Genomic DNA, 13,089 nt, shown 5'->3' on the forward strand with positions numbered 1-13,089 from the left:
TTTGTGTTAAAAGTAAACACAGATTTTCTGCTGATTGATATGTTCAATGGTCATATCCAGTTCATAGATATCCCGCAGTACGCCGCGGTCGATGATGTCATCTTTTGTTCCTTTTTTGTACACCTCCCCGTCTTTCATCGCGACGATATAGTCGGAATAACAGGATGCAAAGTTAATATCGTGAATAACAAGCACCACTGTTTTACCAAAATCGTCCACCAATTGGCGGAGTACTTTCATAATCTGTACAGAATGTTTCATATCAAGGTTATTAAGCGGCTCATCCAGCAGGATATAATCCGTATCCTGAGCGATGACCATCGCAATAAAGGCCCGTTGCCTCTGTCCACCGCTCAATTGATCGAGAAACTTATGCTGCATCTCATCCAGTTCCATATAGGACATCGCTTCGTTTACGTGCTCCCGGTCCTTTGCCGTAAGTCTTCCCTGGGAGTATGGAAAACGGCCGAAGGAGACCAACTCTTTGACTGTAAGCCGAACATTCATGTGGTTGGATTGTTTCAGGATTGCTATCTGCTTAGCCAATTCCCTCGATTGGGCGTTAGTTACATCTTCATTGTCAATCAGAACCTCTCCACTGTCGCGCTTGATTAATCGGCTGATCATGGACATCAATGTACTTTTCCCTGCTCCATTAGGTCCGATGAATGTAGTGATGGCACCACGTTCGATATCTGCTGATACGTCGTGGACAACCGCCTGATCCCCATACGTTTTCGTTATGTTTTTTACATTTACCATGCTTTATTCTCCTTTAATAAAAGGTATATGAAGTAGACACCGCCGGTGAAGTTGACAATGACACTCAAAGTCGTCGAAAAACTGAATACACGCTCGACCAGCATCTGCCCGCCGGCAAGAGCAATAATGCTGATAAGGATCGACGCCGTGATTAACAGTTTGTGCCGGTAGGTTCTCATAAACTGATAGGCGACGTTGGCGACGAGCAGGCCGAGAAAGGTGATCGGTCCGACAAGCGCCGTTGAAATCGAGACAAGAACGACAACAATAAGCAAAAGACGCTTCACGACGTAACTGTAATTTACTCCGAGATTCACGGCATGTTCTTTACCCAGTGCAAGAACATCCAGATATTTCGCAAGAGGCAGAAAAGAGAGAAACATCAGAATCATTCCGCCTGACGCCAGGAGCAGCAGTTCTGTCTGCACATTGTTGAAACTGGCAAACATCTGATCCTGCACAACCATGAACTCATTTGGATCAATGAGCATCTGCATAAACGACGAAATGCTTTCAAAAAATGTCCCGCATACCAAACCTACTAAAAGGAGAAAGTATATGTTCCGTCCTTCGCCGCGGAAAAGAAATTTATACAACAGTACGGCAAATATCATCATGAGTGCTGCAGACAGAAGAAAATTCACCTGTTTATTCGCGATGGTCAGTGAGCCGGAACCGTAAAAGAAAATAATACCGGTCTGTATCAGCATATAAAGCGAATCAAGTCCTATAATGCTCGGTGTCAGTATCCGGTTGTTTGTCAGTGTCTGAAAAACGACCGTGGAAAAAGCAATCGCAGCACCAGTTAGGCTGATAGCCAGTACCTTTTTCCCGCGGCTTTCGAGCACATAGCTCCAGTTCCCTTCCACTCCCTGAAACATGAACAAACTCAGGGAAACGACGGCAAGAACAGTCAGTGTTATTAATTTGGCCTTATGACTCATAGGCTTTTCTCCTCAACAACAAGTAAATAAAGATACCGCTGCCGATCACCCCTACGGTCAGACCAATCGAAATCTCATAAGGAAAAATGATAACTCTGCCGAAAATATCGCAGAACAGAACGAATACCGAACCGAGCAGCGCTGTATGCGGCAGGTTTTTTCGCAGATTGTCCCCTTGGAAAATGGTGACGATATTGGGAACCACCAGACCTAGAAATGGAATCATGCCGGCGGTTAAAACAACAACAGATGTGACAGCAGCTACAACAATTAATCCAATATTCACGACTTTTTTGTAATCCAGCCCAAGATTAGATGCAAAATCTTCCCCCATACCCGCCACGGTGAACTTATTTGCAAACAAATAAGCAAGCACAAGAGCCGGAAGACTAAGATAAATCAATTCGTACTGCCCGCTGACAATCATGGAGAAATCACCATGAAGCCAGGACGACATATTCTGGATCATATTATTTTTGTAAGCAAAAAACGTCGTGATCGAACCTACAATATTCCCAAACATTAACCCGACAAGCGGAATAAAAACCGCGTCCTTGAATTTGATCCGCTCGAGAATCTTCATGAACACGAGTGTTCCGGCGAGCGCAAAGATAAACGAAATCGCTGCTTTTTCAAGTGGTGACGCATTCGTAAATACCATCAGGGCAACAAGAATACCAAGCCGGGCGGAGTCCATCGTCCCTGCCGTTGTCGGAGACACAAATTTGTTATGGCTCAACTGCTGCATAATCATGCCGCATATGCTCATGCTCATACCGGCTGTTATGATACTGGCGAGCCGCGGCAGGCGGCTCACCATCATGGTGTGGGCCTGATCTTCAGTCAGATTAAACAAATCAAGCGGTGATATGGGAGTTACTCCGATAAAAATCGAAGCAAAGGATAGAACAAGCAGCATGGCTGCCAAGTATCGTTTTTTCATCATTGCCTATACTTCCTCTTGTCTGTGAATGAACATTTGTTATCTGCGCGCAGAAACTAAAATTGATAATCATTATCATTTTAATTGATAACAGTTCTCATTCTATCACCTATATTTTTAATGTCAATAACTTCTTGTTTATTTTGTTTGTGTTTCAATTGACATGATCCGCCGGGAAGCGTAGCATGAACTCAAAAGTTTACCGAAGGCAAAAAAATAAGAATAGTTCAACATAAAAGGAGTGGAGAAAAAATGGAATATTTTCTAACGCTGCATCCGGTCATGCAGGCTTTTTTGGCTACATTGTTTACGTGGCTGATGACAGCGCTTGGTGCGTCCGTCGTATTTTTTTCCAAAGGAGCCAACTACCGCCTCATGGACGGGATGCTTGGATTTGCAGGCGGGGTGATGATTGCAGCCAGCTTCTGGTCCCTTCTTTCTCCTGCCATTGAGAGGGCGGAAGAAAGCGGTGTCCCCGGCTATATACCGGCTGTTATCGGCTTCCTGCTGGGCGGAGCCCTGCTTTTACTTGTCGATAAAATGCTCCCGATGCTGAACGATGACCGTTATTTTACTGAAATCAAGAACGTGAAGGCGAAGCACCGCACAGCACTGCTTGTCTTTTCGGTGACGCTTCACAATATACCGGAAGGACTCGCCATTGGTGTCGCGTTCGGAGCGCTTGCTGGTGACATTACGACCGCTTCTGTCGGCGGGGCAGCTGCGCTGGCACTCGGTATCGGGATTCAGAACTTCCCCGAAGGGCTTGCTGTATCGATGCCGCTGCGGCGCGAAGGAATGTCGAGGAGAAAGAGCTTTATGTACGGGCAGTTCTCGGGGATGGTCGAACCCATTTCGGCCGTGATCGGAGCTTTTGCTATTATTATGATTGAACCGGTGCTGCCTTACGCATTGAGTTTTGCTGCCGGAGCTATGATATTTGTCGTGGCAAAAGAAATTATCCCGGGATCCCAGGAACGCGGATACGTGCAGCTGTCTTCCATCTGTCTCATGATCGGCTTTGCCGTCATGATGACACTGGATGTTGCGCTTGGCTGATTAAGGAATTACAGCAACACAACAAAAACACGCTTTCGCCTATCTTTTATGATAATCGAAAGCGTGTTTTTATTTTGAGGATTCTGTTCCGGCTTCAGGTGCGTCCATCAGCGGCTTGAAACTGGAGAATAGTGTCCACTGAAAGAGTCTCCCCGCGCGTATTCCTAATACGGATCCGAAACATGCCCGGCTTTTTCCGCCTCCATCACAGCTTCTTCACTGTCATCGGTCGCAATCGGACCGCTGCTTCCGCTTTCCTCCGCCATTTTCAACCCTTCAGCCACCCTTTTGCCGTACTCCTCGTCACATTCATGGAACAGGGTGATCATTTGTTCCTGAATGCCGCTGTGACAGGTTTTCAAGGTGGTTACCAGGTTGTTGATTAAATCATTTTGTTCCCAGTCACTGAGACGGCGGTATGTTTCACCAGCCTGGCCGAAGTTGTTCGTACGCTTGATCGATTCACGTTTCAGACGCCCCGATACATAAGGCTCATGTTCTGTTCCCGGATTATGCTGTTCCTTCAACCCTTCGATGAACGATGGTTCATAGTTAATATGCGGGTTGCGGGGGCCGGCATAATCCGTCCTGTAATCCATCTGTCCTTTCTGCTGGTTTGTAACAGTTTCCTTGCGGGGTTTATTAATCGGAAGCTGCAGATAGTTGGTGCCGACACGGTACCGCTGGGTGTCGGAATAGGAAAACGTGCGCCCCTGCAGAAGCTTGTCATCCGAAAAGTCCAGCCCGTCCACGAGCACTCCGGTCCCGAATGCAGCCTGTTCCACTTCTGCAAAATAATGATCCGGATTCTTGTTCAGTACCATTTTACCGACCGGAAGCCACGGAAACTGATCTTTATACCATAGCTTCGTCGGATCAAGCGGGTCAAAATCCAGTTCCGCGTGTTCCTCATCACTCATAATCTGCACGTACAATTCCCATTCCGGATAGTCGCCCTCATCAATCGCCTCAAACAGATCCTGGGTCGCGTGATTGAAATTCTTCCCCTGAATGTGGTCCGCTTCGTCCTGAGCCAGATTCTTGATGCCCTGCTTCGGCTCCCAGTGATACTTCACCAGTACGGACTCTCCTTCTTCATTGACCCATTTGTACGTATTCACCCCCGATCCCTGCATATGTCTGTACCCTGCCGGGATCCCCCACGGTGAAAATAAAAACGTAATCATGTGCATCGCTTCCGGCGACTGCGAGATAAAGTCAAAGATCCGCTCCCCGTCCTGAATGTTTGTCACCGGATCCGGCTGAAAAGCATGAACGAAATCAGGAAACTTGATTGGATCCCGGATGAAAAAAATCTTCAAGTTGTTACCTACCAGATCCCATATTCCGTCTTCGGTGTAGAATTTCACCGCAAACCCCCTCGGGTCACGCAGCGTTTCCGGCGAATGCTTGCCGTGGTTCACTGTCGAAAACCGCACAAACACAGGCGTCTGCTTCCCTTTTTCCTGGAATACTTTTGCCCTCGTGTATTTGGATGCCGGTTCATTTCCTACCGTGCCGTAGGATTCAAAATAACCATGTGCTCCCGCTCCACGGGCGTGTACAATCCGCTCCGGGATTTTCTCCCGGTCAAAATGACTGATCTTTTCAAGAAAATCATAGTTTTCAAGGGTTGTCGGCCCCCGGTTTCCTACAGTCCGCGTATTCTGGTTGTCAGTGACCGGGTGCCCCTGCCGATTCGTCAGATTTTCTTTCTTTTCATGCTGGTACTTGTTTTTGTCATACATTATGCACATCGCCTCCCTCTTTTCTTCATTATTGCCAGGAGGCCTGAGATTATGACAGACAAAAGTTGAAAAAATGAACGGATCAGCATGTGCACGGCGCACCGTTACAACCATTTTACTGTAGAAAGTGTCGGTAAAACCGAAATAACAGACATGTTGACATGCAAAGTGTCCAGTACATTTTTTTACTGGACACTTCGGAAGAAAACATAAGACAAAATGGTCCATAACCTGTTTTTACAGACACTTCGTCAGCCATTCTGTCTGTTACCACTACTCTACGCCTCTGATCCACAGACATTGCGGCCAAAAAAATCCCGGATGCGTAGTCGGCATCCGGGATTTACTTCTTATGATTTGAAGATACGGTCAATCTCTGCGGTTTCTTCGTCCGTGAGATGGACATCGATGGTTTTCAGGTTATCCACCACCTGTTCCGGCCGTTTGGCACCGGGGATCACAGCGTCGACTGCGTTTCTTGTTAAATACCAGGCAAGGACAACGTGAGCCGTACCGGCTCCTTTATTTTCCGCCATGCGGCGTACCTGATCTACTTTTTCCAGGTTCTCTTTGAACGCTTCTCCCTGGAACATCGGACTGTCCGCGCGGATGTCGTCCGCTGCGAACGTTGTATTTTGATCATACTTTCCGGCAAGCAGACCGGAAGCGAGCGGGAAGTACGGAATAAACGTGATGCCCTTTTCCTGTACGAGTGGCAGCATATCCTGTTCCGCCCCGCGCTTAAACAGGTTGTATTCCGACTGGATCACATCAACGTGTCCATCCTGATCCGCATCTTTAAGCTGATCGACGGAGAAATTGGATACGCCGATGGAGCGGATTTTTCCTTCTTCTCTCAGCCGCTGCAATGCACCGACGGCTTCGGCTTTCGGCGTGTCTTCATCTGGAAAGTGAATGTAAAAGAGATCCACGTAATCTGTCTGCATCCGCTTCAGGCTGTCTTCCACCGCCTGCTTTAGAAAATCAGGATGATTGTTGAAAACCATCTCTCCGTCTTTAAAGGAATGGGCTGCTTTTGTCGCGATAGCTGCTTCACGGCGGTTTCCGCGTTCTTTTATCACATCGCCGATAAGCTCTTCAGAACGGCCCATCCCGTAAGCGTATGCTGTATCCAGAAAGTTCATCCCATAATCAAGAGCGTCGTGGACAACCTTTTTGCCCTGCTCTTCATCCAGGTTCGGATAAATGTTGTGGCCGCCTACTGCGTTTGTTCCGACTCCAATGGGATGAACCGTAACATCGGAGCGGCCGAGTGTTGTTTCTTTTTTCATTCCAAATCATCCTTTCCCTGTTTACTTCGAAGGCTCACTTACTTTCACAAGCTGCTTGCCGAGGTTTTCGCCGGTGAATAAACCGAGAAATGCGTCCGGTACGTTCTCAAATCCTTCGACAATGGTTTCTTCATACGTCAATTTTCCTTCGGACAGCCATGCAGCCAGTTTCTCGCTTCCTTCCTGAAAACGGGGAGCGTAATCACTGACAATAAAGCCCTGGATCAAGGCCCGGCTCTTCACAAGAATCGGCTGCACTCTCGGACCAACATCAGCTTCTGTTTTGTTGTAGGAAGAAATCGCGCCGCAGACCGGTATCCGGGCGAAATCGTTCAACTGCGACATCACAGCATCCGACACCGGACCTCCGACGTTGTCAAAGTAGACGTCTACGCCTTTCGGGCAGGCCTCTTCCAGAGCAGCTGTCAGATCAGACACCTGATTGTAATTCACCGTCTCATCAAAACCGAGTTCATTTTTCAGGTACTCTGTCTTCTTATTCGTGCCGGCAATACCGACAACGCGGGCCCCGCGAAGCTTAGCGATCTGTCCGGCGGCCATGCCGACAGCGCCGGCTGCCCCGGAGATAACCACTGTTTCACCGGCAGCCGGTTTTCCGATATCAAGCATGCCGAAATAAGCCGTCAAGCCGGTGATGCCGAGAATCCCCAGATAGGCGGATAACGGCGCAATAGTGTCGTCAATTTTGCGGACTGCCGCATCTTCAATGGTATTGTATCGTCTCCAGCCGAGCATCCCCATCACTTTGTCCCCTGGTTCAAACAGGCTGGACTTGGATTCCACCACTTCGCCGACGACAGTACCGTTTATGACTTCGTTGACTTCAAAAGGTTCAACGTAAGATTTTGCACTGCTCATCCGGCCGCGCATGTAAGGGTCGACCGATAAGTATATCGTTTTCACAAGAACCTGGCCGTCCTGCGGTTGCTCAATGGATTCTTCCTGATAGTCAAATGTGTCGTGGGAAGGCATACCTTCCGGGCGTTCTGCCAATAGAATTTTTTCATTTGTTTCGGGCATGGTATCACATCTCCCTTTAGTAATGTCACGTACACCTCTATTTTCTACCACTGTTTTCCTTTTGTAAAACATTACGATTTACCTTAAACAAAACACAAGGTTGGGGAAACGAGGAGTATTCAGCTTAGAAGGGCAGCGGAGGTGAACCCGGAACATGCTGGGAAGCATTCATTTTTACTTAATGAAAAAAACAGGCACCGTTTCCGGCCCCTGCTTCCTCGTTTCAGGATAAAAAAAGACGTATGAATTCGTTTCTGGTGCTGCAGTGAACAAGCTGCTGGACGAGGGAGAGGTCATCAATAACAGCACCCAGGCTTTTGTACAGTATCTGCAGATCCCGGCGGCTGTTTTTTTCCACGCTTAACAGGCATACAAGCTGCACACGTTTATCGTTCCAGAGAATCGGCTTCTGCAGGGTGCATACAGCGAGAAAGGTCGTTTCTGTCTGCGGGGTGATGGGATGCGGAACCGCCGTCATGTTGCCGAAGCTGGTCGGCGCGGCATCCTCGCGTTCATATAATTTTTCCAGGAAGCCTTCCTCCGTATATCCCTTTTCCTTCAACTGACTGCTCAAAAAATGCAGCACGTCTTCCTTTGAAGACAAATCCTGCTGCAGAAAAATCAGTTCATCTTTTACATACTCCAGCATGCTTCTCTGTTGATCGCGGGACACGACATGTTCCACTTTTTTCAGATCCCCTTCTCCAAGAATGGTGTTGACCTGGATGACAGGAATGGGGAGGTCTTCGGGAATCGCAATGGTACTGATAAGAAAATCGAGTTCCTGCAGGGGGATGCTGGAAAGATTATAATACTCTGTCGTACCGGCCAGCTCCAGCTGCGAACCGAAGCGGGCCTGCAGTTTGTAGTAAATCAGCTGGGCACTGCCTGCTCCCGAAGCACAGACGATCATGCAGCGTTTCGGTTTTTTCTCCAGGTTTTTTCGTTCCATAGCCGCTCCGAAATGAAGCGCAATATAACCAATTTCGCTTTCTTCAATGCTGACGTTCTCTTCTTTTTCCAGAACCATTCCCGCAATCACCGCCGCTTCAAAGGAAGCGGGATAGTTGGCTTTAATATCATCCAGCAGTGGATTGCGGATATTCATGCCGTAACGGTACCGGTTTACCGCCGGTTTTAAGTGGAGACTGAGGCCGATCTGTAATTCCCGGTCGTGCCGGACGTCAAGGTCCAGTTTCTCCTCCACTTCCTCCAGTATGGCGGAGGTGAGGAAGTAGGCACGTTCATCCATGACTGCTTCGATGCGGTCTTCTGTCATATTCGTTTCAGAAATCATTTTGGTACCAAGCAGGTGCATCGCAATGTAGGCAATTTCTACTTCCGGAAATGTGACTCCGACGGCATGTTCCACTTTTTTCACAATTGTTTCTGCCACTTCATATTCCTTCTGGTCCATGATTTCATCGAATTCTTTCGAGTAAAAAGAAATATGGTGGCCGGACTGTACCCGTTTGCATGTGATGGCCGTATGAATAAATAGATTATTTAATGCAATATCTGACAAGGTGATATCGTGTTCTTTTATTTCTTCCACGATGATATCCCATACTTCATTCATGTTATCTTTCATCAGCCACGGCAGCCGGCTGTTGAACCGGGCGGCTTCGTTTTTGATACTGCGGTCGAATACATACTCAGACATGCAGAACCGGAGTTTCATTTCGCTGCCGCTGACTTTCAACCCGTAGTTCGGCCGGTTCTCGAGGGTGATATCATATGTCTGTAAAATATCCCGGACGATACGGATGTCATTTTGAATCGTGGAGCGGCTGATGAGCAGTTCATCTGCCATATCATCCAGTTTCACATATTCCCCTGCCAGCAGCAGGCGCTTCATTAAATAGTTCACCCGTTCTTCCGGTTCATCCGGCATCATTTGGTTCGGCGCTGTATCTTCCTGAAAAATCTGTTCCAGATAATGGCGGAACTTGTCGTCATCATCAATCCGCAGTTCATATCCCCTCGCATGCAGGGCTTGTATGACAGCGCCGTGACGGGCAAGCGCGTCATTCAGCTGTTTGATATCATTTCGTGTTGTCCGCGTCGTCACCTCATTTTGATGCGCGAGATACCTGCTTGTAAGCGGGGTATCTGCCGCCATAAACTCACGGAGAAGCATCATGCAGCGTACATTCATAACTTCCCTCCTTTCCTTAGAAGAAGGCCCTGACTACAACGGTCAGCACCTTCCTCTTTGCTGCTTTATTAAAATCCGTTATTTTCTGCTGTTTCTTTAAACCAGTCTGCGCTTTTCTTTGCGGTTCTTTCTTTGGTATCCAGATCCACTGCAAAGAACCCGTATCTATTCTTATACGCATTCATCCAGGACCAGTTATCCATAAAGGACCATAGGTGGTACCCTTTTGCGTTGGCCCCTTCCTGAATGGCCTGGTGAAGCCATTTCAGATGGCCTTTCATAAAATCGATGCGGTAATCATCCTGAATCTGACCGTTTTCCAGAAACCGTTCTTCATTCTGAACGCCCATCCCGTTTTCTGATATAAATGATTCTATATTGCCGTAGTTTTCTTTCAGATTCATCATAATGTCATAGATACCTTTTTCGTAAATTTCCCATCCCCGGTACGGATTCATCTTCCGTCCCGGCATCTCGTACATGTCAAAAAACCAATCCATCATGAAAGGACCATAGGGATTCGGAAGATGTTCTTTGGCCTTGACCCGGCGCGGCTGATAGTAGTTGATACCGAGAATATCTGCTGTGTTTTCCCGTATCAGGCTGCTGTCGCCTTCTTTCGTTTCCGGAAGCTGGCCGTGTTCCTCGAGAATATCAAGCAGTTCCCGGGGAAAGTCTCCCTTCACGGCCGGATCCAGAAAACTCCGATTAAAAAACAGATCGGCAATACGGGACGCCCGTAGATCCGCCGGATTACTGCTTCTCGGGTACGACGGTGTCAGATTCAGGATAATCCCAATTTTTGCTTCCGGCATCGAAATAGACCGGAATACCTGCACCGCTTTGGCGTGAGCAATGATCGTGTGATAGGCCACCTGCGCCGCCCGCTTAAAATCCACGACATTCGGATAGTGAAAATCGTACAGATATCCCCCTTCCACCGGCACAATCGGTTCATTAAACGTAAACCATGTCGACACTCTGTCCCCGAACCGCTCGAAACATTCTTTCGCAAAGGCGGTATAGGCCTCGGTCACGTACCGATTCTCCCAGCCGCCGATTTTCTGCATCTCCATCGGCATATCAAAGTGGAACAGATTCACAAACGGTTCGATTCCCTGGGAAAGCAGCTCATCAATCACATTGCTGTAAAACATCACGGCTTCTTCATTTACTGCCCCGTCGCCATCAGGGATGAGGCGTGACCAGGATATCGAGAACCGGAATGTGTTATGACCGATTTCTTTCATTCTACGAATATCTTCTTTGTACCGGTGGTAAAAATCAGATGTTTCCTCCGGACCGACTCCTTCAAAAAAGCGGTCCGGCTCTCTGGAATACCAGTAGTCCCATATATTCCATCCTTTGCCGCCTTCAAAGGCCGCTCCTTCAATCTGGGTGGCAGATACAGCACTGCCCCACCAGAACCCTTCCGGAAAACGATATTCAAGTGTCATGTCGAACGCTCCTCCTTATTTATTGCGGTAGATTTCGATAATTTCCACGGCCAGATCCCGAACCGTCATCGAGGTCATGAGATGGTCCTGGGAATGAACGAGCATCACATTCAGAGGTGCGTCATCACCGTTTGCTTCCTGCTGAAGCAGTCTCGTCTGAAATTCGTGCGCCTTACCAAGCTCGGTGCCGGCTTCTTCAATCAGCTCATCCGCACGTTTGAAATCATCTTTTTTTGCTTCCTGAATGGCTTCCATCGCGCTTGATTTTCCGTTTCCTGCGTATAAAATAATCTGAAATGCGGTTTCTGTTATTTCTTCCATGGTTGGTTTCCCTCCTGCCTTCCACCTTTATCTATTCTTTTGATGCTTCGCCGTCCTCCTGCTGTTCAGACTCGTAATACTGCTTATCCATGATTTTCAGGAACGGCCACCAGATGAAAAAGACAATAAACATACTGACTACCTGAATGGCTGCCCCCTGCCAGGCATTTCCGGTCGCGAGAAAACCACTTAAGAGAGGCGGCGTTGTCCACGGTACAATCACACCAGCCGGTTTCGGCACAAACCCTGCTGCCATCGAGAAATACACCACGACAGCTACGACAACCGGTGCAAGCAGCCAGGGCACAAGCACCAAAGGATTCATAATAATCGGCAGACCGAAAATAATCGGTTCGTTCACATTGAAAATACCAGCCGGCGCTGACACGCGTCCGACCTGTTTCATCTGACGGCTTCGGCCAATCAGAAAAATACCGATAATAACCGCGAGTGTCATCCCGGATCCGCCGATACCGACAATAAACGTATCAATGAACTGCTTTGTCACAATATTCGGAAGTTCTTCTCCGGCCTGAAAAGCTTCAAGGTTCTGATTGTTCAGCGTGTACCAGATCGGATCCAGCACAGAATTGACAAGAATCTGACCGTGCAGGCCGAAAAACCAGAACAGCTGAATAAGAAGTACCGCCACGATCGTTGCCGGAAGACCTCCTCCCAGTACGGTGAGTGGTTCCTGCAAAACGGTATAAATGAAATTCTGTACCGTATCAAAAGGCGTTAAGCCAAAAAGAATACGGATGATAAGAAAGAGAAATAATGTCATCGCAATCGGGATGAGGGCACTGAATGAACGGGTCACAGCCCCCGGGACCCCGGCCGGCATTTTTATCGTCCAGTCCCGGTTCACAAAAAACCGGTACACTTCCGCTCCGAGAAAGGCCGTTAGTATCCCGAGAAACAACCCTTCTGCTCCGATACTTGCGGTCGGAATCACACCACTTGTTTCCTCGACCGTCTGCGGGGTAAGAATCAGAAAACCGGCAAGGGATACAACACCGCCGTATATTCCTTCCCCTCCGGCATGTTCTACCAGTTTATACCCTATACCTATAATGACAAACAATCCCATAATACTAAGAGTTGCAGCAGACGCCGGATTCAGCGCATTCTGATAGGCTGTATACGCCTCCTCACTCAAAAGCTGATCAAGAAACGGAAGATTCGCGATCACAACGAAAATAGATCCGAAAATGATGAGTGGCAGGGCGACCAGAAATCCGTCACGCAAAGCGGTCAAATGACGATTGTTATTCAATTTCTCGGCAATAGGCATTAAAATTCGTTCCAGCAGGTCCATAAACTTACTGTTATTCACAACACGTTCCCCCTGTTTTTCATATTAT

Annotated in this window: 11 protein-coding genes; 1 reads left to right on the plus strand and 10 read right to left on the minus strand. The window is 47.9% G+C overall.

Annotated features, from left to right (window positions below; translation table 11 throughout):
- Window positions 1-6 precede the first annotated feature (6 nt).
- The 3 genes from ACFSUB_RS08565 to ACFSUB_RS08575 are packed head-to-tail and all read right to left on the minus strand — an operon-like array spanning window position 7 to window position 2,649.
- Window positions 7-762 (minus strand): iron ABC transporter ATP-binding protein, encoded by a 756-nt coding sequence (locus ACFSUB_RS08565; protein ID WP_380712760.1) that lies wholly within the window; start codon window positions 760-762, stop codon window positions 7-9.
- Window positions 756-1,706 (minus strand): iron chelate uptake ABC transporter family permease subunit, encoded by a 951-nt coding sequence (locus ACFSUB_RS08570; RefSeq protein ID WP_380712761.1) that lies wholly within the window; start codon window positions 1,704-1,706, stop codon window positions 756-758. The genes ACFSUB_RS08565 and ACFSUB_RS08570 overlap by 7 nt, the downstream gene beginning before the upstream one ends.
- A complete protein-coding gene (locus ACFSUB_RS08575; protein WP_380713222.1) occupies window positions 1,696-2,649 on the minus strand; it encodes an ABC transporter permease in 954 nt (317 codons plus the stop codon). The genes ACFSUB_RS08570 and ACFSUB_RS08575 overlap by 11 nt, the downstream gene beginning before the upstream one ends.
- A gap of 252 nt (window positions 2,650-2,901) precedes the next feature.
- Here ACFSUB_RS08575 and ACFSUB_RS08580 point away from each other — a divergent pair, with 252 nt between their 5' ends.
- The gene (locus ACFSUB_RS08580) at window positions 2,902-3,708 is read left to right on the plus strand and encodes a ZIP family metal transporter (RefSeq protein ID WP_380712762.1); all 807 of its coding nucleotides are present in this window, start codon (window positions 2,902-2,904) and stop codon (window positions 3,706-3,708) included.
- A gap of 164 nt (window positions 3,709-3,872) precedes the next feature.
- Here the strand turns inward: ACFSUB_RS08580 and ACFSUB_RS08585 are convergent, their stop codons facing one another.
- From ACFSUB_RS08585 to celB, 7 genes are all read right to left on the minus strand, one after another.
- Complete coding sequence (locus ACFSUB_RS08585) at window positions 3,873-5,465, minus strand: catalase (RefSeq protein ID WP_380712763.1); 1,593 nt, start codon at window positions 5,463-5,465, stop codon at window positions 3,873-3,875.
- A gap of 341 nt (window positions 5,466-5,806) precedes the next feature.
- Window positions 5,807-6,748, minus strand: a complete 942-nt coding sequence (locus ACFSUB_RS08590) for an aldo/keto reductase (protein WP_380712765.1) — start codon at window positions 6,746-6,748, stop codon at window positions 5,807-5,809.
- Between the two features lie 21 nt (window positions 6,749-6,769).
- Window positions 6,770-7,789: an NADP-dependent oxidoreductase gene (locus ACFSUB_RS08595; protein ID WP_380712766.1), complete on the minus strand. Its 1,020-nt coding sequence runs from the start codon at window positions 7,787-7,789 to the stop codon at window positions 6,770-6,772.
- Between the two features lie 223 nt (window positions 7,790-8,012).
- A complete protein-coding gene (locus tag ACFSUB_RS08600) occupies window positions 8,013-9,947 on the minus strand; it encodes a BglG family transcription antiterminator (RefSeq protein ID WP_380712767.1) in 1,935 nt (644 codons plus the stop codon).
- A gap of 68 nt (window positions 9,948-10,015) precedes the next feature.
- On the minus strand, window positions 10,016-11,404 hold the full coding sequence (locus tag ACFSUB_RS08605; RefSeq protein ID WP_380712768.1) for a glycoside hydrolase family 1 protein: 1,389 nt from the start codon (window positions 11,402-11,404) through the stop codon (window positions 10,016-10,018).
- A gap of 15 nt (window positions 11,405-11,419) precedes the next feature.
- Window positions 11,420-11,725, minus strand: a complete 306-nt coding sequence (locus ACFSUB_RS08610; RefSeq protein WP_380712769.1) for a PTS lactose/cellobiose transporter subunit IIA — start codon at window positions 11,723-11,725, stop codon at window positions 11,420-11,422.
- A gap of 31 nt (window positions 11,726-11,756) precedes the next feature.
- Window positions 11,757-13,061: a PTS cellobiose transporter subunit IIC gene (gene celB / locus ACFSUB_RS08615; protein WP_380712770.1), complete on the minus strand. Its 1,305-nt coding sequence runs from the start codon at window positions 13,059-13,061 to the stop codon at window positions 11,757-11,759.
- Between the last annotated feature and the right edge of the window lie 28 nt (window positions 13,062-13,089).

Origin of the sequence: Salibacterium lacus (genome assembly GCF_042684865.1) — a bacterium.
Lineage (GTDB): Bacteria > Bacillota > Bacilli > Bacillales > Marinococcaceae > Salibacterium > Salibacterium lacus.

Bases quoted from the DNA above. Each gene is read 5' to 3' on its own strand.
- ACFSUB_RS08565 (WP_380712760.1), bottom strand. From the start codon at position 762: ATGGTAAATGTAAAAAACATAACGAAAACGTATGGGGATCAGGCGGTT.
- ACFSUB_RS08570 (WP_380712761.1), bottom strand. From the start codon at position 1,706: ATGAGTCATAAGGCCAAATTAATAACACTGACTGTTCTTGCCGTCGTT.
- ACFSUB_RS08575 (WP_380713222.1), bottom strand. From the start codon at position 2,649: ATGAAAAAACGATACTTGGCAGCCATGCTGCTTGTTCTATCCTTTGCT.
- ACFSUB_RS08580 (WP_380712762.1), top strand. From the start codon at position 2,902: ATGGAATATTTTCTAACGCTGCATCCGGTCATGCAGGCTTTTTTGGCT.
- ACFSUB_RS08585 (WP_380712763.1), bottom strand. From the start codon at position 5,465: ATGTGCATAATGTATGACAAAAACAAGTACCAGCATGAAAAGAAAGAA.
- ACFSUB_RS08590 (WP_380712765.1), bottom strand. From the start codon at position 6,748: ATGAAAAAAGAAACAACACTCGGCCGCTCCGATGTTACGGTTCATCCC.
- ACFSUB_RS08595 (WP_380712766.1), bottom strand. From the start codon at position 7,789: ATGCCCGAAACAAATGAAAAAATTCTATTGGCAGAACGCCCGGAAGGT.
- ACFSUB_RS08600 (WP_380712767.1), bottom strand. From the start codon at position 9,947: ATGAATGTACGCTGCATGATGCTTCTCCGTGAGTTTATGGCGGCAGAT.
- ACFSUB_RS08605 (WP_380712768.1), bottom strand. From the start codon at position 11,404: ATGACACTTGAATATCGTTTTCCGGAAGGGTTCTGGTGGGGCAGTGCT.
- ACFSUB_RS08610 (WP_380712769.1), bottom strand. From the start codon at position 11,725: ATGGAAGAAATAACAGAAACCGCATTTCAGATTATTTTATACGCAGGA.